The organism is Aliidiomarina taiwanensis, from assembly GCF_003987015.1.
GTDB lineage: Bacteria > Pseudomonadota > Gammaproteobacteria > Enterobacterales > Alteromonadaceae > Aliidiomarina > Aliidiomarina taiwanensis.
Map to the genome: position 1 here is coordinate 567213 of NZ_PIPQ01000001.1, position 23438 is coordinate 590650.

The following is a 23438-nucleotide window of genomic DNA, read 5'->3' on the forward strand; positions in this document are numbered from 1 at the left end:
GACTACTTAGCTTGAAAGCGCTGTGAGTGCGTCTTTGTAATTTAAGCCTAAGGACTCGCCTAATACGTCGTGTATTGCTTTATAAGTAATGTCACCCCGGTGCAAATTCAACCCGTTGAGGAAGTTTTTGTCGTCGATCATGGCTTGTAAGCCTTTATTTGCAAGGGCAATACCATAGGGTAGGGTGGCATTGTTTAATGCAATTGTAGAAGTACGAGCAACACCGCCTGGCATATTCGCTACACAGTAGTGAACCACGTCGTCAATGACAAATGTTGGGTCTTGGTGTGTTGTAGCCTTCGATGTTTCAAAGCAACCACCTTGGTCAATGGCTACATCTACAAGGACAGAGCCTGGCTTCATTTGGCTAATGTGCTGACGCGTAATAAGCTTAGGTGCTGCAGCACCTGGAATAAGAACGGCCCCAATGACTAAGTCGGCACGTTGCGAATAGTAGTCGACTGCGTCCACGGTGGAGTAAATGGTTTTTACGCTGCCACGGAAAATATCGTCCAGTTGGCGTAGACGTGGCAGTGAACGGTCAAGAATTGTCACATCAGCGCCCATACCAAGGGCCATCTTGGCTGCGTTTGTACCCACCACGCCACCACCAAGAATAAGGACTTCAGCCGGTTGCACACCCGGAACACCACCTAGTAAAGTACCACTACCACCTTGGGCTTTTTCTAAATGGTGCGCACCCGCTTGAATGGACATGCGGCCAGCTACTTCGCTCATAGGTGCAAGTAGGGGGAGACCGCCGTGGTTGTCGGTCACCGTTTCGTAAGCAATTGCTGTGACACCCGCTTCGGCTAATAAGCGTGTTTGCTCTGGGTCGGGTGCTAAATGCAGGTAGGTGTATAAAATTTGACCTTCGCGCATCATTTTACATTCGTGCGGCTGAGGCTCTTTCACCTTTACAATCATTTCCGCACTGGCAAAAATTTCTTCAGCTGTGTCAGCAATGCGGGCTCCGGCTAGTTCATAGTCTTCATTGGTAAAACCAATCGCTAAGCCACCGTCGCGCTCAACAATCACTTGATGACCGTTAGCAACATATTCACGTACAGCAGACGGGGTTAAACCAATACGATACTCATGGTTTTTAATTTCCTTAGGAACACCTATTAACATAGTGAAAGCCTCAAACAATAATTAGGGGTAAAAAACAAGCAAAAAAGCCCCATTTGTCTGTTCGCAGGGTGCTATTTTTTGCAGCGTCATATTAGCATGTTACACTCATTTGTTAATGTTATTTATGACTGGTGTGAGCAGGAAGTTGAAAGACAAGATTTTTACGTTGAACCGGTAACTTTCTTCTGAAGGTTATTTGTGCTGTAACTAACTCGAACGTAGTGCATAGAATGAGGAAGAACAATAAATTATGACAGGTGTTCAACGATTATTAGAAGCTGGGCTCATTATTAGCGGCGCAATCAGTATATTTTTACTCACCGCCTTGTTGAGCTTTCATCCGGCAGATCCAGGCTGGTCACAAGCAGGGCATACCCAAGAAATTCAAAATGCGGCGGGTGCTATAGGCGCGTGGTTTGCCGATATTTTGCTGTTTACCTTTGGCTTGGTTGCCTACGCTATTCCGTTTTTAGTGATGCTGGCAGGCTACTTTGCCTTTTATCGTACCCGTCAATTGGTGGAAATAGACTACCTGGGGTTAGGTCTGCGTTTAATTGGCTCCATTTTACTGGTGTCGGGCTTTGCAGCCTTGTTTACCCTAAACTTAGACTCTGTTTACAGCTTTTCTTCCGGCGGTATTTTAGGTCGGGTCATTAGTTCCGCCATGATCCCCTACTTTAATATTCCCGGCACCTTGTTATTGCTAGTGACTTTTGTGCTAACGGGCGTCACCTTGGTGACAGGTATTTCCTGGCTGAAAGTTGTGGACACCCTAGGTGCTTGGGTTATCGCTGGCTGTTTGTGGGTGTTTAATTTAGCCATGCGTAAACCAGAAACTTCTGCCGACGCAGAAGCGCTCGACACGCCCCAATTGGAGCTTGCGGAGCCAGAGCAAACAGAGTCGCAGACGCAAGCAAGCAGCCCTTGGCATGCCAAGCTTTTCTTTTGGCGCTATTTATTTAAAGGTCGTAAAGCCGCTCCAGAAAACGACTGGGACAGCCTGCCAGTTACCGACAGCCACTTAAAAAGCCCGAGCATGCGCATAGACTCTATTGATATAGAAGACGAAGCCTTGCCATCGTTTAGCCTCGACGCGGTTGACAGCGAGCCTGAACCAGAGAACTTTGTGGGAATGTCAGCGCAAGAGGTTGTTTCACCCAGTGAGGAGCCAGTAACAGAAGAAACAACAGACGTGCCGTGGGAAACCGATGTGACAGAGCATGTAGATTCGCCTGTAGAGTCCGTTGAGAGACCCACCGCAGCACCGGTAGAGAAGCCGACAGTGCCAGAAACAGCTGAGCCGGTGCGCGACCCGTTGCCTTCGTTAGCTTTATTAGATAGGCCAAACCGTGTTGAAAACCCCTTAAGCCAAGAAGAACTGGATGAAATTAGTCGTACGGTGGAAAACGTGCTGAAAGACTTCGGTGTCAGTGTGCAGGTAGCGGGCGTGCAGCCAGGACCTGTTATTACACGGTTTGAGCTGGACTTAGCACCTGGGGTGAAAGTGTCGCGCATTTCCAATTTAGCGAAGGATATTGCTCGCAGTTTGTCGGCTATTGCCGTGCGTGTCGTGGAAGTAATTCCTGGGAAGTCTTATGTAGGGCTGGAACTACCGAATAAAAACCGTGAGGTTGTGCAGCTTCAAGAAGTGCTTTCTTGTGAGAACTTTGAAGCTTCCGAGTCGCCTTTAACCATGGTGCTAGGTAAGGACATTGCCGGTAAGCCTGTGGTGGTCGACTTAGCCCGCATGCCGCATTTACTAGTAGCAGGTACTACGGGCTCGGGTAAGTCCGTTGGGGTGAACGCCATGATCCTTAGCCTGCTGTATAAGTCACAGCCGGAAGATGTGCGGCTTATTATGATAGACCCGAAAATGCTGGAGTTGTCGGTGTATGAGGGCATCCCTCACTTACTGACCGAAGTGGTCACGGACATGAAAGACGCCGCCAATGCTTTGCGCTGGTGTGTGGGTGAAATGGAGCGTCGCTACCGCCTGATGTCAGCCTTAGGTGTGCGTAATGTGAAGGGCTACAACGACAAAGTGATGGAAGCGATTGAAGCGGGCGCTCCTTTGAAAAACCCTATTTGGAAACCCGGCGACACCATGGATGAAACCGTGCCAGAGCTAGAAAAGCTACCTTATATTGTGGTGGTGGTGGACGAGTTTGCCGACATGATGATGATTGTTGGGAAAAAAGTCGAAGAGCTGATTGCGCGCATCGCTCAAAAAGCACGAGCCGCAGGTATTCATTTGATTTTAGCCACTCAGCGACCATCTGTTGACGTTATTACTGGCTTGATTAAAGCCAACATTCCAACCCGTATTGCGTTCCAAGTGTCGTCAAAAATTGACTCGCGCACCATTCTTGACCAGCCGGGCGCCGAGCAATTGTTAGGCCAAGGGGACATGTTGTACTTGCCACCAGGCTCTGGTGTGCCAAATCGTGTGCATGGGGCTTTTGTAGACGACCACGAAGTTCATGCCGTGGTGGCTGACTGGAAATCGCGAAGTGCACCCCAATACTTAGAAGAAGTGTTGAATGGTGATACCTGTGAAGACAGCCTTTTACCCGGAGAGCAAAGCGAAGAAGACGCCGAGTCGGACCCGCTTTACGATGAAGCCGTGGCCTTTGTCACGGAAAAAGGGCGTGTGTCTATTTCTTTGGTACAACGTCAATTCCGTATAGGCTACAACCGCGCTGCGCGTATTGTGGAACAAATGGAGCTAAGCGGCGTCGTAAGTACAGCAAGCTCAGGAGGCGCCCGCGAGGTGCTTGCGCCTCGCGCGCCACGGGATGATTATTAAGGAATGTGTATGTTGTTAAGTAAAGCGGTTCGTCGTGTTGTAGGTCGTATTTTTTTGTGTGTGTCGGTAGCGGGCGGAATGCTGGTAACCAGTAGCTTGCAGGCTCAAGAACAGTCTGTGCAGGCGCAAAGCTTACAGACGCTGTTAAACCAAATTCACACCTTAACAGGCCGTTTCGAACAGCATATTTACGAATATGGCGAGCCCGTTGAAGTATTACAAGGGCACTTCGCTTTGCAGCGACCAAGCCAATTGTATTGGGAAACGGAAGCACCGGACGAGTCAGTTTTAGTGGCTGACGGGGAAACCGTTTGGTATTACTCGCCTTTTATTGAACAAGTGTCTTTGTACTCGCAGTCAGCCACTATGGCGTCAAACCCGCTCTTGGTGCTTTTAGAAAACAACACCTGGGAAGGATTTTCTATTGAGCAGGTGGCTGGCCAATGGGTTATTAACGGCGAAGGCGAAGCCCAAGGGCAGCAACTTATTTTAGCCTTTGATGATAACCAACAACTTGCACAAATAGAGTTAAGCGATGCCTATGGCCAAAAAAGTATTTTTCACCTGCAACAAACACAGCTGAACCAGCCAGTTGCCAGTGAAACCTTTCAATTTGAAGTTCCTCGAGGTGTGGAGATAGATGACCAGCGTGGTATGTAATGGTTAAGCAGTTTAGTTTAATGGGTGACGAAGAAGAGCAGCAGCCTGCTCAGCGAGCAGCCTCTGCCTCACATTATCAGCCTCTCGCTGCCCGTATGCGCCCTGTCAGCTTAGACACTTACATGGGGCAGGAGCACCTGCTTGCTCCGAACAAACCCTTGCGCCGTGCTGTCGAGCAGGGTGCACTGCATTCCATGATTTTCTGGGGGCCGCCAGGCACCGGTAAAACCACCCTAGCCGAATTGATGGCGCGTAGCGTACAAGCCCATGTGGAGCGTATTTCAGCGGTTACTTCTGGCGTCAAAGACATTCGCGATGCCATTAAAGCGGCCAAAGAGCGCGCTGGCAAACAGCAAACCTTATTGTTTGTAGACGAAGTACACCGCTTTAATAAAAGCCAACAAGACGCGTTCTTACCCTTTATTGAAGACGGTACCATCGTATTTATTGGCGCCACTACGGAAAACCCAGGTTTTGCCTTAAACAACGCGCTCTTGTCCCGTGCGCGAGTCTATCGGTTGCGCTCTTTAACACAAGAGCAACTAGAGCAAGTAATTGACCAAGCCTTGCATGATAATGAAAAGGGACTTGGCGAGCGCCAGTTGCAGTTTGAACCTGAAGCAAAAGCCTTTTTGCTGCATGTGGCAGAAGGCGACGCCCGACGCGCCTTAAATTACTTAGAAATAGCGGCGGACTTTGTGGAGGCGCCCGTTGGCGGCACCATTAGCCGTCAGTTAATTGAAGAAGTGACCGGTGAAAAGGCCATTCAGTTCGACAAAAATGGCGACCACTATTACGACTTACTGTCGGCATTTCACAAGTCGGTACGGGGCTCTTCGCCCGATGGCGCCTTGTATTGGTATTGTCGTTTCTTAGCGGCAGGGGGAGAGCCTTTAGTCATCGCTCGCCGACTGCTGGCTATCGCTTCAGAAGACATCGGCAATGCCGACCCGCGCGCTTTGCAGTTAGCCATTAATGCCTGGGACACCTTTCACCGGGTGGGGCCTGCAGAAGGTGAGCGTGCCATTGCCCAAGCGACCTTGTTTTGTGCCAGTGCGGCGAAAAGTAATGCCGTGTATACAGCCTTTAATGCCATGCTAAAAGAAGCGAAACACGGCCCCTCGTATCCTGTACCTGAACATTTACGCAATGCGCCCACCAAAGTGCATGAAGCGGAAGGCTTCGGTGCCGAATACCGTTATGCCCATAACGAGCCGGAAGCGTATGTGCCTGGTGAACGTTACTTACCACCGGAATTAGCCAGCACCCAATGGTACCAACCGAGCGATCGCGGCTTAGAAAAGCAAATACGCGACAAATTAGACTATTTACGGGCACTTGACCAAGCGAGCCCCTGGCAGCGGGAGCCCTAAAGCGAATGCTTAGCCTCGCTGCAGTCGCTCTTGGTGGTGCTTTTGGCAGCCTGCTTCGGTTTATGTTCACGGAGTATGCGAAGCAGCGCTGGGGCAGGTCGATGCCTGCCACGTTTGGGAACAATGTTTTAGGCTCTTTTTTACTCGGTAGTGCGTTGGCTATTGCTCCATGGCCCGCACCTTGGGGTGCCTTTATACAGCTAGGAGTGTTGGGCGGCTTCACCACCTTTTCCACTTTTATATTGGAGCTTACCGAGCCTAGTGATGTGCCACTGGGTCAGCGCTTTGTGTATGCCGGAGCGTCCATTGTGGCCTGCTTGTTGGCGGCCTTGTTAGGGTTAAGTCTATGGCAATAAATAAAGAAGCCATACTGTGGGTTGCCTTAGGCGGAGCTTTAGGGGCTAGTGCTCGCTATGGGGTCACACTTTTTTTTCAGCAAAGCGGCACTATGGGTTTCCCTTTTGAGGTTGTGGTCGTTAACATATTAGGTAGTTTGTATTTAGGGCTGGTCGCTGGCCTGGTTTCTCAAGGAATTTGGCCTGCGCGACGCCTCTGGTTACATGGTGCAGGCTTTGCTGGCGCCTTAACCACCTTTTCCACCTTTGCAACAGACGCTGTCGAGCTGATGCTACAGCATGAGTATGTGCATGTTGCGGGGTTTGTCCTGACACAAGTCGGAGTAGGCTTAGTGCTGTGTTACACCGCAATGCGCTTGGTTATGGCGTGTACAAAGGGTGGCAGCAAGTAAGCTGCGTGTATTGTTAATTTTGCATTTATAAGAGAGTAGTTGCCATGTTAGACGCGAAGCATTTTCGTGATGGAATAGAGGAAACGGCGATTCAATTAGCGCGTCGTGGTTTTACCTTAGACACAGACACCTTAAAAGCGCTAGAAGCACAGCGTAAAGAGCTGCAAGTACGTACCGAGTCGCTACAAAGTGAACGAAATGCCCGCTCTAAAGAAATTGGGAAAGCCATTGGGCGCGGCGAAGACGCAACCCCATTAAAAGCAGAAGTAGGGGCTTTAGGCGACCAATTGGATACCGCGAAAGCGGAGCTACAAAAAGTCCAAGCTCAGCTGCAAGAGATTATTTTAGGCGTACCCAACCTACCGGCAGACGATGTACCGGAAGGGGAAGACGAAGAGCACAACGTGGAAGTAACCCGAGTTGGTGAACCGCCTGTTTTCTCGTTTGAGCCAAAAGATCACGTGGCCATTGGGGAAGCGCTGCAAAACGGATTAGACTTTGAAACAGCTCGGAAAATTACCGGTGCTCGGTTTGTGGTTATGAAAGGTGCAGTGGCGCGATTACACCGTGCGCTGACGCAGTTTATGCTCGACCTGCACACAGAGCAGCACGGCTATTTAGAAACCTATGTTCCTGTAATAGTGAACCATGCCTCTTTACAGGGAACAGGTCAGCTACCTAAGTTTGGTGAAGACTTGTTCCATGTAGACGGTGAAAGCCAAGACAAGGTTGCCATGTCGCTTATTCCTACGGCGGAAGTGCCACTCACCAACTTTGTGCGTGACGAAATTGTCGACGAAGCAGAGCTACCTATTAAGCTAACCGCCCATTCGGCCTGTTTCCGCAGTGAGGCGGGCTCTCACGGGCGAGACACCCGCGGGTTGATCCGCCAACACCAATTCGACAAGGTTGAGCTGGTGCAGTTGGTGAAGCCTGAAGACTCCATGGCTGCCCTTGAAGAACTTACAGGACACGCTGAACAAGTGCTACAAAAGCTTGGCTTGCCTTACCGTAAAGTATTGTTGTGCACCGGGGACATGGGCTTTAGTGCAAAGAAAACCTACGACCTAGAAGTATGGTTACCGGCCCAAAATACTTATCGCGAAATTAGTTCTTGCTCGAATATGGGCGACTTCCAAGCCCGCCGTATGCAGGCTCGTTTACGCCGTAAAGGGGTGAAAAAACCAGAGCTCATGCACACATTGAATGGCTCCGGCTTAGCGGTTGGGCGTACGTTGGTGGCTATTCTTGAAAACTACCAACAGGAAGACGGTTCGGTAGTGGTTCCAGAAGCTCTACGCCCATACATGGCGGGCGCAGAGCGTATTACAGCCTAAATACACTTAGCTGGTTTAGGTAAACCAGCTATGCGTGTGGCCTGCTTAGCCGGGCCTTTGGGGAAAAGGGAGTAGAGATACCGGCTATTCCCTTTTTCTTTGCCTAAACGCTGGCCAATGGCTTTTACCAACACCCGCATGGCGGGGCTCGTGTCATATTCTTGGTAAAAGTTTCGCACAAAGTGCACCACTTCCCAATGCTCTGGGGTCAGGGTTATATTTTCGAGGGAGGCAATGTACTCGGCCAAGGGCTCAGACCACTGTTCGAAATGAAGCAAATAGTCATGTTTGTCGGTGGGGTACTCTTCCCCTTGAAAAAGAAACATACTTAAAACCTCACAATATGCTGGCTGTCAGTGCTCAGCAGAGCGTCTAAGGCCTCAGGCGTAAGCAAGCGCACAGGCACACGCAAGTCGTCCGCTGTTAACCCGGCTTGCTGCAGGGCCTCGGCAGTGGTGTAGAAACCTTCAAATTCAAATATATCCGCTAACATGTCCAAGCGTTTGAATAAGTCTGGCCCCTGGTCTGGCTCAACTAATTGGGTTAAAGCCATTTTGTTATAAATTGCTGCACAGGGGAGTTCAAGGCTAGCGGCCATTAACAGCATGTCTAGGCCATGGCGAGCCGCCGGCTGTGTGGCTGGCTCTTGAAAAAGAAAGCTAATGTGCCCCTTGGCACCTGCTTGGCCTTGCTTAACAGCAGGAAACTGCAGTAGGTGGTCGGCATTTACTAAATGGCTCATAAAGTCGGTTAGGCCGCCCGCTTGAAACCCAAGGGCGAGGTTGCCTTCTGGCGGTAATTCGGCTTCTAGGCCGTATTGGCTGCCAACAGTGGCACATACAACGAGGGGGAATGCATACTGCTTGGCCAGTTCAAGCCACTGCTGCTGTAAATTTGGAGCGCCCGCCGGAAACGACAAGAAATGATGTCCGTAACCTACACCTGGCCCATAAAAGAACACTTGTTCAATGTCATGGCCTTGTTCGGCTATTTGGGTCACTTGGTGAATGGCATCGAGACCCGCATGAATGTCGTCTGGGTTGGTTTGCACAAGAAAAATATAGTTGGCCATAAAAACCCTTCAGGTTGAATAATAGGGTAAATGTAACAGGGTAAAAAAAGCGCCCTGGGGGAAACCCGCAGGGCGCTCTTGCTTGAACCGTTTGCGGGGAAACGCTTAGTCGCGTCCGCTGAACGCCATCAATAAGTTTAGTAGGCTAATGAAAATATTGTAAAGCGACACAAACAAGGTAGTGGTCGCTAAAATATAGTTACGTTCACCGCCGTGAATAATCTCACTGGTTTGCAACAAAATAGCACCCGATGAAAATAGAATAAAGAGGGCACTAATGGCTAGTCCGAGTGCTGGAATGTTTAAAAACAGGTTAGCAACTACGGCTACTAGTAATACCACAAAGCCAGCGACCATCATGCCACCTAAAAATGACATGTCTTTTTTCGTGGTCAGCACATAGCCGCTGAGCGCAAAGAAAATAAGCGCGGTGCCGCCCATGGCCATCATCACAATTTCAGCCCCGCCGTTGGCGACAACCATATTTAAAATGGGGCCAATGGTGTAACCCATAAAGCCGGTTAAGGCAAAAACAAACACAATACCTAAACCGCTATTGGCGGTTTTATGAATGCCGAATAGTAGGCCGTAGAAACCGACGATCATTAATAAAAAGCCAGGATGTGGTAGGTTTAGCATGCCACTAATTCCAGCCATAACGGCACTGAAAGCAAGTGACATGGCTAATAAAGTATAGGTGTTTCGAAGCACTTTGTTGGCTTCAACAGCCGTGTCATGGCGAACTGTTTGTACCGAAGGATTATTCATTAGATTTTACTCTCCTGTTCGAAGTGATGCTATCACTCAGACCATTGTTGTTCATTCAAGTTCAGCAGTATACCTTATATATGGTGATGAATATCAAGAACTAAAGGGGAAAGATATTCAAATTGTTTAAAACAAAGACAAAATGATCGAAAAAGAAGCACTTGAAAAATATTTTTCAAAATAGGCTTTACAAGCGACGAGTAGCTCTTTATTATTCACGCCGTCTTCAGCAAACAAGCGTTATCGCAAGTAACTGCTGAAACACTTCGGAGAGGTGGCAGAGCTCGGCTTAATGCACCTGACTTGAAATCAGACGTAGGTTCATTCCTACCGGGGGTTCGAATCCCTCCCTCTCCGCCACATTCCAAGAAAGCCCGCATCTAACATGCGGGCTTTTTTTTTGCCCGCAGCCTGCTTATGATATCAACGTCTTATATCCTGCTATTAATAAGGTAAGCTTCCTTTCATGGGCTATTCATTGTGTAAACGTAAGTTCTTGCAGTTATGGCAAGTAGAAACTGTACGCTGCTACGAGCGTGGCGAAGGCGTTGCAGACCCTTCGTTACCTGAAAGTGCAAGTCCAGCGGCGTCCATTGACGCAAGGTTACAAGGCCGAGCGCTGCATTTACTGACAACGTACGGCTTGGACTCAAACTTGCAAAGAAGCATTCAGAACATCAAAGGGGTTGTTTTCTTGCTGCTGGGCCTGGCGACTCTTTTGGGAATTGGCTTAGCACAAGTGGTGAATAACAGTGCCACTCGCGAATTAAGCCTGCCCTGGGTGCTGTTTGCTTTGTTGGGTGTGCATTTACTGCTTTATATTGTATGGGCTGCGCTTTATGGCATGAAAGCCCAAGGGACAGGCTGGTTCGCAGGCGTTATGCAGCGAGGCATGCTGCTGTTCAATAAGAATGCAAAAGCGCAGTATTGCTTACAAGCTTTTGTACACACCTTGCGTCATTATCGTTTGGGCAAGTTACTTTTTTCCGTGTTTACCCATATGTACTGGTTTATGTTGCTGCTTACAGCTGCCGGTACGCTGGGAGCCTTGTTTTTGTTCCAACGCTATACCTTCACTTGGGAAACCACTGTTTTAGACCAAGCCACCATGGAACAGCTAGCGCACCTGTTAGGCGCAAGTTTGGCTTGGCTAGGAGGCGCTTTACCTAAGGTGACAGAGTTGCAAGCAGGCCAGGTAGACACCCAAGTCCAAGTGGGGCGCTGGCTTATTACCATGGTGTTAGTCTATGGCTGTGGTTTACGCCTTGTCAGCGCAGGTGTGTGTGCCTTGGTACTTATGCGACGTATAAACAAATTAGAGATCGACAAGCAGCAGCCAGGGCTTAGTCACTTGGTGCCTTTGCTTATGCGCAGCCAAACCCGCACCATAGACAAGGATGGAGCGTTACCGCAAGACACGAATTCACAGATACAACCGCATACAGGAAAGGGCAACTATTTAGTGCATTTAGAGCATGAGCAGCCCATCCCTTATGGGTTATTTGCTGAGTACCAGGTATTGGGTGTACTGGCCAGCTTAAGCGACGTCGAACGGGTTCAGCAGACGTTGCAAAAGCGCCCTGCGGCACACATAGTGCTACTCATCGACACGCAGTTGACCCCCGACCGCGGCAACCTCAGATTGATCAGGAGCTTATTGCCTTTGGCCGCACAGCTCGACTGTTTTCTCATGACGCACGAGGGGCACTTTACACCCAGTTGGCAAGCTGCCATTAACGACATGAAAGCTGTGCACCGGGTGCGAGTACGAATAAATAAGGAGCAGCCAAATGTTTAACCCCGTTCGCGTGAGCGTGGTCGGCCATACGAATACGGGGAAAACCTCGTTTTTGCGTACGCTACTAAAAGACCCGCACTTTGGTGAGGTGTCTTCGACCCCAAGTACCACCCGCGACGTACTCATGGCCGAGTTGCGGGCGCAGCACGAAACCATTGTGCAGCTATTTGATACGCCCGGACTAGAAGACAGCCAAGCCTTATACGAACACTTGCAAGGCTATATGGACGACCGTCATAAGCACAACGGTCCAGCGCTCCTGGAGCTGTTTTTAAATGCTCCTGAAGCCAAGGCCACCTTTGAACAAGAAGCAAAAGTAATACGGCAACTGTTAAATACAGACATTGCCTTGTTTGTTATTGACACCCGAACGCCGGTACTAGAAAAGTACCTTGACGAGCTGGCTATTTTGCGATTGGCAGCAAAACCCATTATTCCTGTATTAAACTTTCTTGATGCCGGGCGCGACTTACAGCCCTGGCAAGAAGCTTTGGCGCGCGTAAATTTGCACAACAGTGTGCTGTTTGACACCCAAAGTAGCTCCTTGGCTGACGAAAATAGGCTATTGGAGCAGTGTATTGCAGCTATGCCTATGGCCCGCGAGCCTTTACTGCGGTTACAGCAAGCACGGGAGCAAGAGCAGGCTTTCAAACAGTCCGCAGCCTTTCAGTTACTTGCTGAGCTATTGGTGAATGTAGGGGCCTTCCAAATAGCCGTAGACGCTGACAATGAAATTGACCTCATCGAAGCGCAGTCTGCATTTAAAAACACGGTCATACAAGCAGAAAACCAGTGTTTACAAGACATACTTGGCGTGTTTGGGTTTGATCTTGGCGACGCGCGTTTGCAGCAGCTGCCGATTACGGAGGGTAGTTGGCAGCAACACAGTTTTAATGCCGACGCTTGGAAAAAGCTCGGTGTGGAGGCAGGTACAGGGGTTGTCGCCGGCGGCACGGTCGGTGCGGGCATTGACATACTCACCGGTGGTTTAAGTTTAGGGGCAGGCACCGTGCTTGGCGCCATGGTGGGGGGCTTGTACCAAGGGAGTAAAAAATTCAGCAAAAAACTACAAGCTAAATTCACCGGTAAAGTATTAATGCAAGCAGAAAGCCAGGTGTTGGACATGCTGTTAAAGCGACAATTGCTGCTTATTCGCGCCTTATTGCACAGGGGCCATGCAGCCATTGAGCCATTACAACTAGAGCTAGACAACAGCTTGGTTATAAGTACGGATTTACGCACTAAATTACGCAGTTTAAGCCAACAGCCAAGTTGGTCGCAGCTTGGCGGAGGAAGAGGGCATAGCCATGATCGTGCTGGCTTTATTAAGGAAGTAAAGGTGGCGTTAGACCGTATGTTGAGTGCTAAATAGCTTTTGCTTGAGCTAAGCTTGACTTTAGGTTAAAGCCTGCAATTATATGTAACGAGATGTTAACAACTGCCTTTTTTATTTAGACAAGGACGTGAAGATGAAGAAAGTAATTGTTGCAATCCCCAAAGGTGTTCAGTGTCGTGGTGTTGTGGCCGAGCTAAGTGCACAGCATTGGAAGCCCATCGAGGTCAGTCACGGCAATGCTCTTTTAGAGCAGCTCCAACAAAGCCCCAATGCTATTGTGATTCTTTCGGCTCATTTCGAAAAGTCACGTATGCAAGGTCTATTGCGAACGATTTATCGACAACACACCCGAGCAAAAGTCATGCTTTGGACCTACACACTCGCCTGTGCGCTGGACATGCGAACACGGCACCCGCTGATTCCCGGTTATTTTTATCAGTTTGTAGAAACAGAAGAGTTAGTCCGTGGCTGTCAGGTCGTTGCCTTAGGGCAACGCTATAGCTCGCCCTATCTAACCGCTGCCTTTAAGCGTTATCGTCAATACGCAGACGACAGCTGCGTGACGTTCGGCTTAAGTAATCGCGAGCGACAAATATTTCAAATGGTCAGCCTGGGGTTATCGGTGAAAGAAATAGCAGAGCGATTGGTGATATCCAACAAAACCGTTAACACATTCCGATATCGACTTTATGAAAAGCTGCAAGTAAGCAGTGATGTGCAATTAGCTCACTTAGCTATAAAAAGTGGGCTGGTAGAGCCGCAAGCGGAGCTGCCCTAAGCTACAGAGCACAGGACAGACCTATGGCTATCTGGTAAACTGGCTACGTGTTTAACAGATAGCCAAGGTAAATAAATAAGGTGTTTGACTCCTCACAGTTTCTAGCCACTCTAACCCAACAACCTGGGGTGTACCGCATGTACGACGCCGACGGTGAGGTTATTTATGTAGGGAAGGCCAAGAACCTGAAAAAACGCGTGTCGAGTTACTTTCGGAAACAGCTGGACGCGGTTAAAACCAAAGCTTTGGTGCGCAACATAGCCAATATGGATGTGACAGTCACCAATTCGGAAGCCGAGGCGCTTATACTTGAAAACACCTTTATTAAAAAGTACCGTCCACGCTATAACGTGTTACTGCGTGACGATAAAAGCTACCCGTTCATTTTCATATCTAACCACAAACACCCGCGGATAGCCTTTCACCGTGGCGCACGCCGTGAAAAGGGGGACTATTTTGGCCCTTTCCCAAATGGTCATGCGGTTCGTGAAAGCCTAAAGCTTTTGCAAAAACTCTTTCCCGTACGTCAATGCGATGACACTTTTTACCGTGCGCGCAGTCGACCTTGCTTGCAATATCAACTGAAGCGGTGTTTGGCACCCTGTGTGAACATACCAAGCGACGAAGAGTATCAAGCACAAGTTGATTTAGTGCGCATGTTTATGCGGGGGCGGAACGACGAAGTGATTGAACGCTTAGTGGCAGCTATGGACCAAGCCAGCCAAGCACTCGACTTTGAAAAAGCTGCGGAGTTACGAGATCAAATTGCAGCACTGCGCCAAGTACAAGAGCGTAATGCAGTGTCCGGAGCACAGGAAGAGCTTGATGTCGTTGGCTTCTGGCGAGAAGGAGGCATGACCTGCATTCACTTGTTGTTTATTCGACAAAATGCCGTGCATGGGAGTAGAAGTTACTACCCGAAAGTTCCGGCCCATACGCCCGACGCGGAGGTTCTTGAGTCGTTTTTAGTGCAGTTTTACTTAAACGAAAGCCAAGGAAAGCGGGTGACCAGCGAAATTGTCAGCCCGCTCCAGCCAACCCACGCCAAAGAGCTTAGTCAACAACTGACAGACGCGTTACAGCAGCGGGTGCGCATTACCAGTAACCACCGGGGGCAACGTGCCCAATACCGAGCCTTGGCGAACAAGAACGCCATGAATGCGCTGCAAAGCAGGTTAGGGCAGGCTTCGCTTATGCAGTCGCGTTTCGATGCTTTACAAAAGCTCGTGGCAAGCGAGCTGAATGACGAGGAGCCAAACCTCGAGCGCTTTGAATGCTTTGATATTTCCCATACTATGGGCGAGCAAACCGTGGCTTCGTGTGTGGTGTTTGGCCCAGAAGGACCTCGAACATCTGAGTACCGTCGGTATAATATCGACGGCATAACCCCAGGCGACGACTTCGCCGCCATGGCGCAAGTGTTAAGCAGGCGCTATAAGCATGCAGTGGAGCGTGACACAGTGCCTGATATCGTGTTTATTGATGGCGGCAAGGGTCAGCTTACCCAAGCGGAAGAGTACTTTGCTGAGTGGCCGCAGAAGCCGCTGCTGATAGGCGTGGCGAAAGGGGAAAGTCGGAAGTTAGGGCTGGAAACACTCATTTTTGGCTATAGCCGCAATACCCGGCATTTACCCGCGGACAACCCTGGACTGCACTTTATTCAATACATTCGAGACGAGTCTCACAGGTTTGCCATTACAGGCCACAAACAGCGGCGCGCCAAAGCGAAGAAAACCTCTACATTAGAGTCTATTCCGTCGGTAGGGCCTAAGCGTCGCCAAAATCTATTGAAATATCTAGGTGGATTACAACAAGTAAAAGGGGCTAGTATAGAGCAGCTAGCCAATGTACCTGGTATTAGTAAACCCTTAGCAGAAACCATTTATTATGCTTTGCGTGATGAATAACACAAAAACCTTACAATAAAAGAGAACGAGCAGTTTATGTGGAATATCCCAAATCTATTAACGTCTTTTCGGATTTTACTTATCCCGGTGTTTTTAGTGTTTTTCTATTTACCTGTGCCCTATGCACACTTTGCCGCGGCCTGTATTTTTGTTTTTGCGGCCATCACGGACGGACTAGACGGCTACATGGCACGAAAGCTGAACCAACACACCAAGTTTGGCGCATTTCTTGACCCTGTAGCAGACAAAATTATGGTAGCCGCTGCGCTCATTGTCGTGGTTGAACACCATCAAACCCTTTGGATTACCATACCCGGTTTGATTATTATCAGCCGAGAGCTTATTATCTCGGCTCTGCGCGAATGGATGGCGGAAGTAGGTAAGCGCGATGCGGTGGCAGTTTCCTCCTTGGGGAAAATTAAAACCACAGCACAAATGATTGCGCTTACGGCACTCCTTTGGAATGCAAATATGTTTATTTCGACCGTTGGCACGGTTGCCTTGTATACAGCTGCAGTCCTTACCCTGTGGTCGATGCAAGTCTACTTAATGAGCGCTTGGGACGAATTAACGGCTGAAAATAGAGCGAATTAGCCAAAAAAGCAGCAGTCGAACAAAAAAGTGAAAATTGTTGTTGACGGCAGAATCTCTATGGGTAGAATGGCCCTGCGTTTGGCAAGAGCCACACGCAAGAACTGAAATAAAGTGCGAGTATAGCTCAGCTGGTAGAGCGCAACCTTGCCAAGGTTGAGGTCACGAGTTCGAACCTCGTTACTCGCTCCAATATTTCAAGTCTCTGGCGGGTTGGCAGAATGGCTATGCAGCGGATTGCAAATCCGTGGATCTCGGTTCGACTCCGGGACCCGCCTCCAGACTTGAGACAGTTTAAAGTACAAAAAAATGTGTTTGCCCGGGTGGTGGAATTGGTAGACACAAGGGATTTAAAATCCCTCGCTGGTAACAGCGTGCCGGTTCAAGTCCGGCCCCGGGCACCAATTTCAATTGGTCACAACTCAAGTATCACTGCTTCTCCTGCAGCATTTAAATCTCACTCTTCAAGCTTTCTATCAAGACTTCTCCCTAACACTGCTTTGCTAATGCAGTAGGTCATGTTCACTGACATGGTGTTCCCCTAAATCAATAATGTGCGCAAAGTCTGCGTCGCAGAGCTCAATATTTTCTTCTGCTCTTAATAAGGCACAGCCCACCGCACGATGCAGCGCTTTTTTGATTTCCCGTGGCGGGCGCTCAGCCAACGCAAATAAACTATGCCGTGGCAGGGTGTTACTGACCCTATCGGATAGCTTTAATTGCTCTAGCAGGTGCTTAAATATATTCGGCACAATAACCAAGTTTTGTTCCAAGCTAGGAGCTGTCACATGAAAGTTGTTCACTCGGCTGCGAATAGCGGCTGGCACCTGCTCTAGGTTATTTGTAGTGGTAATATAAAGGGCGTTGCTGACGTCAATATCAATATCTAAGAACTGATCCCGAAAGCTTCTTGCTTGCTCTGTATCTAAAATACTGTAAAGCGGGTGGTATAAGTTCTCATTGGTGCCATTTTTTAATAAACAAATCTCGTCTAATAGCACCACAGGGCTGTATGTCTTGGCTTTGATAATCAAGGTTGTAGCTAACGCACCGGCCGTTGCTTTGCTAAACATGCTATTGCCACCCACAAGCTCAAATTCCGCATGCATACCGCCCACATGCAAGTCAAAGAACTCCGTGTTTAATGCTTCAGCTAGCGCTTTAACAAACAAGGTTTTACCAATGCCAGGTTCGCCTTGTAAGTTAATGGGAGGCACCGCAAGGGAAGTGCCTGCGTGCTGGCAAATAGCGATCTGCCCTTGGAAGTACGCGATCACCTCAGAAAAGTTTGGGAACTGTTGCTTTAAGGCATTCAGTTCCTTTATTTGGTTGGTAATAGGTACCAGGGTTTTATAAGGCTTCTCTTGCAGAAATGGCCGAAAAGCAGCACTGTTTTGCTCCGAAGAGAGCCGTTTGCTTTGCTTTAAATGCGACGGTTGAAATAGCATAGGCGAATGGTTTTTATCGCGTTGAAAAGCCTCTGGAAACGGACCCATTATCTCATCAACTAAATCGTCCAATGAGAAGTCGTCCTTAGCTGAGCACTTGGCTGGTTTATTATTCTTGCTCATGTTCAATCCTCACTTTTTAGGTATAGGGAGACCAAAGCCCTTGCTAGGGCCTTTGCAGGGAAATGGGGTAGTTTAGTGTGTGTAGAGTGGGACCTGTAAAGGCGACTCTACCCGAACAAACTCTGGGTAATGAAGGGCAAGGTAGCTCAGCAGCCTTTGCGTTTCTTCTGTGGGCAAGTGAGCGCCAGGAAACGAGGCGGCTAATGCTGTGGCCATTGAAGTAATGGAGTCCGTATCGCCGCCCACATGCAAGCCTAAGCGCAGGCAGTGTATAGGGTCGCGAGCTATCAGCCCCAAGCAAATAGCCACGGGAACGGTTTCAGCGGCAGCCGTTGTAAATTCGAAGTGGTGGAAAAGGGCGTCTATGTCATAGTCCAGTGAATAGGCGTAGGTTCGTTCAATGGTACTGCGTATGGTGTCCTTGCTGATTCCTTGACGGGCTAAATAAATAGCTTCAGCAAGCGCCCGTGCGCCTGTTATTGCGTCTTCGCCCGTGTGGGTCAGTGCAGCGTTTTCTTCCACTAAGGCCAAGACAGTATGTAAATCCGTGTCGAGGCTGGCAATGGGCGAAATACGTATCGCCGCGCCATTGCTGTTTGCATTTAAATACACGGGGCTTTCACCCGCAGCCCATTGCTCCATGGTGGCCCCAAAGCCCACCTGGGGATATTGCGTGCACGCATACTTGAGCCAGGGAGCGAAAGACTGCTCTTTCGTTAGGGCCCAGTAAGTTGCCAAGGTCATCATAGAGTCGTCTGTGATGTGGCTCGTGGTCAGTACTAAGGGCAACATCATGCCTTTAATACCTGCAGCCTCATAAACGCTTCCAACAAAATCACCGAGTATTGCGCCAGTTATTGTTTGCATAAACATCCTTCATCCAATGAACAGACAGGCTGTTTTTATCAAAAAAAAACAGCCTGTAAACGTATAGTGCAATCAGTTTTTAGTGTTTGTGGTGTATTAAAAAGGGTGAGCTATCTAATGTCGTTCGGGTGGCATTCTGACATAGGCCTCCCGAACGGGAAGGGGACACTAGCATAATAGAGTGTAAAAGTCAAGATTATTTCGCTTTAGGGGTTGTTTTTGTGTCAGTTGTTTGCTAGGGCCTTAGGGCTTAAACCGCTCGGCGCGGTATTCTAGCCATTGTTTTAGCGCGACCATGCCCAGCTCTCGTTCGTCGTCTTTGCGGGTAATAATGGACAAGGGCAGTTTTACATCGAGCGACGCATGCTGGTGTAGTGGGGTGCTTTGAGTAATGGCTTTATAGAGCAGGGGTAAAATAACCACAGCCTGCTGTGCCGCTGCAAGGGTGGCTGCCATCAGCGAGCTTTGGGCATGGGCTTGGCGCTCAATAGGTAACGCCGTTTGCTTTTTTATATTGCTTGGCAGGGGTTGGTGGGCCACACGAATCAGCTCTTGGCTCTGCTTTACTGACTCATCATTAGCAATATAGGCTGCTGTTGGCAGTGTCAATAATGTTTGGCAAACCAACTGTTTTTGTTTGCTCTGGCCAAGCACAATTAAAGCGTCCACTTCATTACGTAAAAGTAGGCCATTTAAGCTTTCTTCATTGCTACGATCCATATACTCTTGCACTTGTACAAAGCGCAAGTCGAGGTGTGGGTAAAGCTGCTGGAACTCCTCTAACTTTGGGGCCAACCACTGGCTATAAATTTCATGGCTAATGCCAATACTTATTTCTCGCCGCGCTTGTTCACCTTCATTAATGGTATAAGTCACGATGCGCTCGAGCTGGCGAAACACGCGGTGCAGTTCGGGAGCCAAGGCTTGGCCTGCGGCAGTCAGGGCATGCACGCGGTTGTCACGCTGTATAAGCTTAACGCCGAGTTGTTTTTCTAAGGTGGTTAACTGCCTGCTCACTGCTGACTGGGTTACTCCAAGTTCAGCAGCGGCTTGCTTGAAGCTCTGCAAGCGGGCAACAGACTCAAATACACGCAGTGCATTGAGTGAAGGAAATTCTGATTTATTCATAAAAAGGCCCTGCTGTGACTGTGTCTGCTAGTAGGTGAGGTTATCTTAGCATTACATTTTGTCATGGTGAAGGTGTGTGCTTAATATAAGGAGAATAAGGCAACCGCATGCTTCATACACTATTAAATTCCCCCTATTGGATTGAGTTTACGGCTTTGGCCGTAGCCCATTTAGTTGCCGTTGCTAGCCCTGGTCCCGACTTTGCGGTGGTCAGCCGCTACAGTGTTCGATGTGGGGCACGTATTGGGGTATGGGTTAGCTTAGGTATTGCTCTGGGTATTCTGATTCATGTGACCTATTCCGTGTTAGGGCTGGCGCTTGTTGTGCAAGCTACGCCCATTCTTTATGGTGGTTTGTTATTGGTTGCTGCAGGCTATTTTCTTTGGTTAGCCAGCATTTTGCTGCGCGCTAAAAAGTCTCAAGAAGCCATGCCCACTACCCAGCAGTCAGCTCAGACCCAAGCACCGAGTGTCCCACGTGCCATTGGTTTAGGTTTTTTAACCAATGGTTTAAATATGAAAGCCACTATGTTTTTCTTGGCGCTGTTTACCTCCATTGTGTCTGTGGAAACGCCTTTAGTGGTGAAGTCTCTGTACGGTGGGTATTTAGCAATGGCGACCTTTGTATGGTTTGCTGCCTTGTCGCTGCTGCTAGGTAAAACGCCATTACGTGGCTGGCTCTATGCTTATGGTCATTGGCTCGACCGGGTTATGGGGCTGATTGTGTTCATTTTGGCTATGCATCTGCTGTGGCAGTGGTATGCTTTAACTTTCTTATAAACGCAAGGAGCTTTCTTCTATGTTTCGTGTTTCATGTCGCACCTGGCGCGTGCTTATGTGTGTGCTGGTGGTTGCCGCCTTTTGGGGGCGAGTGTATGCCGCAGATATGGCACCAACACTGCAAGGTCATTTTGAACAAGGGGGCATAGTATTCGGGCACACAAACCCAAGTACCCGCGTGCAACTCAATGGGGAGCCTGTGCAGGTAAGTACAAACGGCCACTTTGTGTTTGGCTTTGGTCGCGATGAAACCGGTCCAGTGGAGCTGAAGCTGACTGCAAGTTCGGGCGAGGTGTGGCAACAAAGCTACCCCATTGCTAGCCGAACCTTCGATATACAGCGCATTGACGGCTTACCGAAGCGTACCGTCACCCCCGACCCTGAAGTGGTTGCCGAAATTCGGAAAAACAATGAAGAAGTGTGGATTGCACGTCAACATCGTACGGAGCGGGAAGACTTTGCCAATGGTTTTATTTGGCCTGCAGAAGGGCGTATATCCGGCGTGTATGGGAGTCAGCGGGTTTTAAATGGTAACCCGCGAACACCCCACTATGGTTTAGACGTGGCAGCCCCTACGGGGACTCCTGTGGTGGCACCAGCGGGCGGTATTGTGCGTTTGGCACACCCAGACATGGTGCTTTCTGGGGGCACCATGATCATTGATCACGGTTATGGGTTTTTCTCTACCTTCTTGCACTTAAGCGCCATGCATGTGGAAGTCGGGCAAGAAGTGAAGCAGGGGGAAGTAGTGGCTGAAATAGGCGCTACAGGCCGTGCTACGGGTCCACACTTGGACTGGCGTATTAATTGGGGCAATGTGCGCCTCGACCCCCAATACTTGGTGCCGAAGCGCAACTAACCGTGTAAAACGTGCGGGGTTAGTTTGGCTGCCAAGGGAAGCGAGCAGGGTCGGCAAGGGTTAGCTGAACCTGCTCTGGCACAGGCGCCTGCCAAGTTAATTGGCTATGGTGCAGTTGGGCATCACGAAAAAAGTGTATTGACACAGTGTCGCCAGGTTGAAACCTCTGTTGGGCTAGTTTTAAACTTTTTTCAGTGGCATGTAAGCCGTCAAGGGCAATCAGGGTGTCGCCAGCGCTCAAGCCTGCGAAAGCGGCCGCACTGCCTTCCATAACTCGCTGTACGTTAAACCCTTGTGGGCATGCTTGCAGCCCAGCTCCCAGTTCAACCTGTGGCAGCTCACCTTGTGTTCGCATGTGTTGGCTGATCGGGTCGAAAGGGCTGAACTCGGCCTGCACACCTAGTTCAGCTAAGAGGGCTTGCCAGGGCAACGGTTTTGTACTGTATAAGGCTGCTTCGAGAAATGCGGTAATGTCCGCATGTTGCTCCGGGTTACAAACAGCAAGTAACTCCTCCTGGCTGGTCCCTAAGCCGGTTACACCATAAGTTGCCCACACGTTGTGCATGACAGTGTCTAAGCTGTGAAGTCCGGCGCTGGTTTTGCGTAATAATAAGTCTAAACACGCGGCGACCACGGCACCTTTGGCATAGTAACTGGAAATAGCATTGACCGCGTTTTCATTTTGCTGATAGAAGGTCGTCCAAGCGAGCTGGCTCGACTCCACTAAGTTTTGCCGGCGTGGGCCTTGCCCTCGTAAGCCGCGACTTATGGTGCTTTCAAGTCGCTTTAAATACGCCTCAGCGCTTATACAACCCGCCCGGTAAACCATCAGGTCGTCATAAAACGAAGTAACCCCCTCATAAAACCACAGCTGCTCAGTATAGCTTTCTTGGTCTAGCTGATAAGGTAAGAAGCTTTTCGGCTTTAAGCGTTTTATATTCCAGTTGTGAAAATACTCATGGCTACATAAGGAAAGAAACTCCACATAGGCGTCTCGGGGCGCTTCTGCAGAGCCGTATTCAAGGGCATCACGTGGGCACATCAGGGCCGTGCTATTCCTATGCTCAAGCCCACCAAACCCATTGTCTGTCACTATCGTTAAGAAGAGGTAATGGTCGAAGTCGGGCGCACCGCCAAATAAAGTGTGCTGGGCCTCGCAAATTTTCGTTAAATCTTCCGCCAGCTTTGCTTGGCTGGCGTAATGTTTGCCCACCAGAACAAGCTCATGGGGAATGCCGCTGGCGTGAAAAGAAATGCGGGAGAGTTCACCGAGCAAAAACGGGTAGTCAATCAGTGCATCGTAATTTTCCGCTTGGTAGCTGCCAAAACCATTGTGATCGACTGAAGCGACGGGCATACCGGTAGCTACCTGCCACTGAGTTAGGGCAGGGTCTAAAGGTGGCACAAGGGTTACTTGGTGTGGCTGCTGGCTTTGACCTAGAACCTCTAAGCACAAACTGGTGCCATTAAAAAAGCCATAGTGAAGGTCCAGATAGGCGGCCCGTATGGAGGCGTCGTAAGCATACACCCGGTATCGAACGGTCACTGGACCTTCAGTCGGGGCTAATTGCCAGGTGCTTTTATCTGGTCGGATGTATTCAAGCGCACCAGACGAGCTACTAGCCTCAAAGCTAACAATATGTTTGGCAAAGTCACGTATCATATAGCTTCCGGGTATCCAGGCAGGCAACCGCAAAACTTGCCCATCGGGGTCAGGCTGCTCGAAGGAAAGACTCACGTCAAAGTAATGATGATGAGGCGAAGCAAGGTCAATACGTACTGCAATCATAAAATACTCCTTAAAAACAATGGGCATACCATAGCATGGGGCTGACTGCGACAGAACAGCCTAAACAAACGATAAAGAACATCGCTAAACCTGGGGCTACTTAGTTACAATATTGCAACATTCACAGTAAGGCTTAT

21 protein-coding genes and 4 tRNA genes are annotated in these 23438 nt (G+C 49.3%); 17 read left to right on the forward strand and 8 right to left on the reverse strand.

Annotated elements, in window-relative coordinates; all coding sequences use genetic code 11:
* Nucleotides 1–6: 6 nt before the first annotated feature.
* Nucleotides 7–1134 carry an alanine dehydrogenase gene (ald, locus tag CWE15_RS02620; RefSeq protein ID WP_126756486.1) on the reverse strand — a complete coding sequence of 376 codons (1128 nt, stop codon included), beginning with the start codon at nucleotides 1132–1134 and terminating at the stop codon, nucleotides 7–9.
* A 250-nt stretch (nucleotides 1135–1384) separates the two neighbouring features.
* Between ald and CWE15_RS02625 the strand changes: the two genes are divergently transcribed.
* Genes CWE15_RS02625 through serS form a run of 6 tightly spaced genes read left to right on the forward strand, consistent with a single transcriptional unit; the run spans nucleotide 1385 to nucleotide 8058 of the window.
* Entirely contained in the window at nucleotides 1385–3940 is a 2556-nt protein-coding gene (locus CWE15_RS02625; protein ID WP_126756487.1) for a DNA translocase FtsK, read from the forward strand.
* 9 nt (nucleotides 3941–3949) lie between these two features.
* The gene (lolA, locus tag CWE15_RS02630; RefSeq protein WP_157980699.1) at nucleotides 3950–4600 is read left to right on the forward strand and encodes an outer membrane lipoprotein periplasmic chaperone LolA; all 651 of its coding nucleotides are present in this window, start codon (nucleotides 3950–3952) and stop codon (nucleotides 4598–4600) included.
* 20 nt (nucleotides 4601–4620) lie between these two features.
* Nucleotides 4621–5973, forward strand: coding sequence for a replication-associated recombination protein A (locus CWE15_RS02635; RefSeq protein WP_126756854.1), 1353 nt, complete (start codon nucleotides 4621–4623; stop codon nucleotides 5971–5973).
* Between the two features lie 5 nt (nucleotides 5974–5978).
* Complete coding sequence (locus CWE15_RS02640) at nucleotides 5979–6329, forward strand: fluoride efflux transporter FluC (protein ID WP_126756489.1); 351 nt, start codon at nucleotides 5979–5981, stop codon at nucleotides 6327–6329.
* A complete protein-coding gene (locus CWE15_RS02645) occupies nucleotides 6320–6721 on the forward strand; it encodes a fluoride efflux transporter FluC (RefSeq protein WP_126756490.1) in 402 nt (133 codons plus the stop codon). Before CWE15_RS02640 ends, CWE15_RS02645 begins: the two co-directional genes overlap by 10 nt.
* A 44-nt stretch (nucleotides 6722–6765) precedes the next feature.
* On the forward strand, nucleotides 6766–8058 hold the full coding sequence (gene serS / locus CWE15_RS02650; protein ID WP_126756491.1) for a serine--tRNA ligase: 1293 nt from the start codon (nucleotides 6766–6768) through the stop codon (nucleotides 8056–8058).
* Here serS and CWE15_RS02655 read toward each other — a convergent pair.
* The 3 genes from CWE15_RS02655 to CWE15_RS02665 all read right to left on the reverse strand — a co-directional run bounded on the left by CWE15_RS02655 (nucleotide 8055) and on the right by CWE15_RS02665 (nucleotide 9898).
* Nucleotides 8055–8384 (reverse strand): TusE/DsrC/DsvC family sulfur relay protein, encoded by a 330-nt coding sequence (locus CWE15_RS02655; protein WP_126756492.1) that lies wholly within the window; start codon nucleotides 8382–8384, stop codon nucleotides 8055–8057. The two genes, serS and CWE15_RS02655, sit on opposite strands and share 4 nt — an antisense overlap.
* A gap of 2 nt (nucleotides 8385–8386) precedes the next feature.
* Entirely contained in the window at nucleotides 8387–9130 is a 744-nt protein-coding gene (locus tag CWE15_RS02660; RefSeq protein ID WP_126756493.1) for a DsrE/DsrF/TusD sulfur relay family protein, read from the reverse strand.
* Nucleotides 9131–9235: 105 nt separating this feature from the next.
* Nucleotides 9236–9898: a Bax inhibitor-1/YccA family protein gene (locus CWE15_RS02665; RefSeq protein WP_126756494.1), complete on the reverse strand. Its 663-nt coding sequence runs from the start codon at nucleotides 9896–9898 to the stop codon at nucleotides 9236–9238.
* Between the two features lie 268 nt (nucleotides 9899–10166).
* Between CWE15_RS02665 and CWE15_RS02670 the strand changes: the two genes are divergently transcribed.
* The 9 genes from CWE15_RS02670 to CWE15_RS02710 all read left to right on the forward strand — a co-directional run bounded on the left by CWE15_RS02670 (nucleotide 10167) and on the right by CWE15_RS02710 (nucleotide 16712).
* Nucleotides 10167–10258: transfer RNA gene (locus CWE15_RS02670), tRNA-Ser, on the forward strand.
* A 106-nt stretch (nucleotides 10259–10364) separates the two neighbouring features.
* Entirely contained in the window at nucleotides 10365–11696 is a 1332-nt protein-coding gene (locus tag CWE15_RS02675) for a DUF2868 domain-containing protein (protein ID WP_126756495.1), read from the forward strand.
* Nucleotides 11689–13068: a DUF3482 domain-containing protein gene (locus tag CWE15_RS02680; protein WP_126756496.1), complete on the forward strand. Its 1380-nt coding sequence runs from the start codon at nucleotides 11689–11691 to the stop codon at nucleotides 13066–13068. Before CWE15_RS02675 ends, CWE15_RS02680 begins: the two co-directional genes overlap by 8 nt.
* Nucleotides 13069–13165: 97 nt before the next feature.
* On the forward strand, nucleotides 13166–13810 hold the full coding sequence (locus tag CWE15_RS02685) for a LuxR C-terminal-related transcriptional regulator (protein ID WP_126756497.1): 645 nt from the start codon (nucleotides 13166–13168) through the stop codon (nucleotides 13808–13810).
* Nucleotides 13811–13881: 71 nt separating this feature from the next.
* Nucleotides 13882–15717 carry an excinuclease ABC subunit UvrC gene (gene uvrC, locus CWE15_RS02690; RefSeq protein WP_126756498.1) on the forward strand — a complete coding sequence of 612 codons (1836 nt, stop codon included), beginning with the start codon at nucleotides 13882–13884 and terminating at the stop codon, nucleotides 15715–15717.
* 36 nt (nucleotides 15718–15753) lie between these two features.
* A complete protein-coding gene (gene pgsA / locus CWE15_RS02695) occupies nucleotides 15754–16311 on the forward strand; it encodes a CDP-diacylglycerol--glycerol-3-phosphate 3-phosphatidyltransferase (RefSeq protein ID WP_126756499.1) in 558 nt (185 codons plus the stop codon).
* A gap of 113 nt (nucleotides 16312–16424) precedes the next feature.
* Nucleotides 16425–16500: transfer RNA gene (locus CWE15_RS02700), tRNA-Gly, on the forward strand.
* A gap of 15 nt (nucleotides 16501–16515) precedes the next feature.
* Nucleotides 16516–16589, forward strand: a tRNA-Cys gene (locus tag CWE15_RS02705).
* A 36-nt stretch (nucleotides 16590–16625) separates the two neighbouring features.
* A tRNA-Leu gene (locus CWE15_RS02710) sits at nucleotides 16626–16712 on the forward strand.
* A 99-nt stretch (nucleotides 16713–16811) separates the two neighbouring features.
* Here the strand turns inward: CWE15_RS02710 and CWE15_RS02715 are convergent.
* The 3 genes from CWE15_RS02715 to CWE15_RS02725 form a co-directional block, all read right to left on the reverse strand.
* Nucleotides 16812–17879, reverse strand: coding sequence for an AAA family ATPase (locus tag CWE15_RS02715; protein WP_126756500.1), 1068 nt, complete (start codon nucleotides 17877–17879; stop codon nucleotides 16812–16814).
* A 72-nt stretch (nucleotides 17880–17951) separates the two neighbouring features.
* Nucleotides 17952–18746, reverse strand: coding sequence for an ADP-ribosylglycohydrolase family protein (locus CWE15_RS02720; protein ID WP_157980700.1), 795 nt, complete (start codon nucleotides 18744–18746; stop codon nucleotides 17952–17954).
* Nucleotides 18747–18989: 243 nt separating this feature from the next.
* The gene (locus CWE15_RS02725; RefSeq protein ID WP_126756502.1) at nucleotides 18990–19874 is read right to left on the reverse strand and encodes a LysR family transcriptional regulator; all 885 of its coding nucleotides are present in this window, start codon (nucleotides 19872–19874) and stop codon (nucleotides 18990–18992) included.
* A gap of 107 nt (nucleotides 19875–19981) precedes the next feature.
* Here CWE15_RS02725 and CWE15_RS02730 point away from each other — a divergent pair, with 107 nt between their 5' ends.
* Nucleotides 19982–20653, forward strand: a complete 672-nt coding sequence (locus CWE15_RS02730; protein ID WP_126756503.1) for a LysE family translocator — start codon at nucleotides 19982–19984, stop codon at nucleotides 20651–20653.
* A 19-nt stretch (nucleotides 20654–20672) separates the two neighbouring features.
* The gene (locus CWE15_RS02735) at nucleotides 20673–21512 is read left to right on the forward strand and encodes a M23 family metallopeptidase (protein WP_338022891.1); all 840 of its coding nucleotides are present in this window, start codon (nucleotides 20673–20675) and stop codon (nucleotides 21510–21512) included.
* Between the two features lie 19 nt (nucleotides 21513–21531).
* On the opposite strand, the gene CWE15_RS02740 is transcribed toward CWE15_RS02735, so the two are convergent.
* Nucleotides 21532–23301 carry a M61 family metallopeptidase gene (locus CWE15_RS02740; protein ID WP_126756504.1) on the reverse strand — a complete coding sequence of 590 codons (1770 nt, stop codon included), beginning with the start codon at nucleotides 23299–23301 and terminating at the stop codon, nucleotides 21532–21534.
* Between the last annotated feature and the right edge of the window lie 137 nt (nucleotides 23302–23438).

What these genes read in the sequence shown, in the direction of transcription:
- ald (WP_126756486.1), bottom strand. Translation starts at nt 1,134, where the DNA reads ATGTTAATAGGTGTTCCTAAGGAAATTAAAAACCATGAGTATCGTATT.
- CWE15_RS02625 (WP_126756487.1), top strand. Translation starts at nt 1,385, where the DNA reads ATGACAGGTGTTCAACGATTATTAGAAGCTGGGCTCATTATTAGCGGC.
- lolA (WP_157980699.1), top strand. Translation starts at nt 3,950, where the DNA reads ATGTTGTTAAGTAAAGCGGTTCGTCGTGTTGTAGGTCGTATTTTTTTG.
- CWE15_RS02635 (WP_126756854.1), top strand. Translation starts at nt 4,621, where the DNA reads ATGGGTGACGAAGAAGAGCAGCAGCCTGCTCAGCGAGCAGCCTCTGCC.
- CWE15_RS02640 (WP_126756489.1), top strand. Translation starts at nt 5,979, where the DNA reads ATGCTTAGCCTCGCTGCAGTCGCTCTTGGTGGTGCTTTTGGCAGCCTG.
- CWE15_RS02645 (WP_126756490.1), top strand. Translation starts at nt 6,320, where the DNA reads ATGGCAATAAATAAAGAAGCCATACTGTGGGTTGCCTTAGGCGGAGCT.
- serS (WP_126756491.1), top strand. Translation starts at nt 6,766, where the DNA reads ATGTTAGACGCGAAGCATTTTCGTGATGGAATAGAGGAAACGGCGATT.
- CWE15_RS02655 (WP_126756492.1), bottom strand. Translation starts at nt 8,384, where the DNA reads ATGTTTCTTTTTCAAGGGGAAGAGTACCCCACCGACAAACATGACTAT.
- CWE15_RS02660 (WP_126756493.1), bottom strand. Translation starts at nt 9,130, where the DNA reads ATGGCCAACTATATTTTTCTTGTGCAAACCAACCCAGACGACATTCAT.
- CWE15_RS02665 (WP_126756494.1), bottom strand. Translation starts at nt 9,898, where the DNA reads ATGAATAATCCTTCGGTACAAACAGTTCGCCATGACACGGCTGTTGAA.
- CWE15_RS02675 (WP_126756495.1), top strand. Translation starts at nt 10,365, where the DNA reads ATGGGCTATTCATTGTGTAAACGTAAGTTCTTGCAGTTATGGCAAGTA.
- CWE15_RS02680 (WP_126756496.1), top strand. Translation starts at nt 11,689, where the DNA reads ATGTTTAACCCCGTTCGCGTGAGCGTGGTCGGCCATACGAATACGGGG.
- CWE15_RS02685 (WP_126756497.1), top strand. Translation starts at nt 13,166, where the DNA reads ATGAAGAAAGTAATTGTTGCAATCCCCAAAGGTGTTCAGTGTCGTGGT.
- pgsA (WP_126756499.1), top strand. Translation starts at nt 15,754, where the DNA reads ATGTGGAATATCCCAAATCTATTAACGTCTTTTCGGATTTTACTTATC.
- CWE15_RS02715 (WP_126756500.1), bottom strand. Translation starts at nt 17,879, where the DNA reads ATGAGCAAGAATAATAAACCAGCCAAGTGCTCAGCTAAGGACGACTTC.
- CWE15_RS02720 (WP_157980700.1), bottom strand. Translation starts at nt 18,746, where the DNA reads ATGCAAACAATAACTGGCGCAATACTCGGTGATTTTGTTGGAAGCGTT.
- CWE15_RS02725 (WP_126756502.1), bottom strand. Translation starts at nt 19,874, where the DNA reads ATGAATAAATCAGAATTTCCTTCACTCAATGCACTGCGTGTATTTGAG.
- CWE15_RS02730 (WP_126756503.1), top strand. Translation starts at nt 19,982, where the DNA reads ATGCTTCATACACTATTAAATTCCCCCTATTGGATTGAGTTTACGGCT.
- CWE15_RS02735 (WP_338022891.1), top strand. Translation starts at nt 20,673, where the DNA reads ATGTTTCGTGTTTCATGTCGCACCTGGCGCGTGCTTATGTGTGTGCTG.
- CWE15_RS02740 (WP_126756504.1), bottom strand. Translation starts at nt 23,301, where the DNA reads ATGATTGCAGTACGTATTGACCTTGCTTCGCCTCATCATCATTACTTT.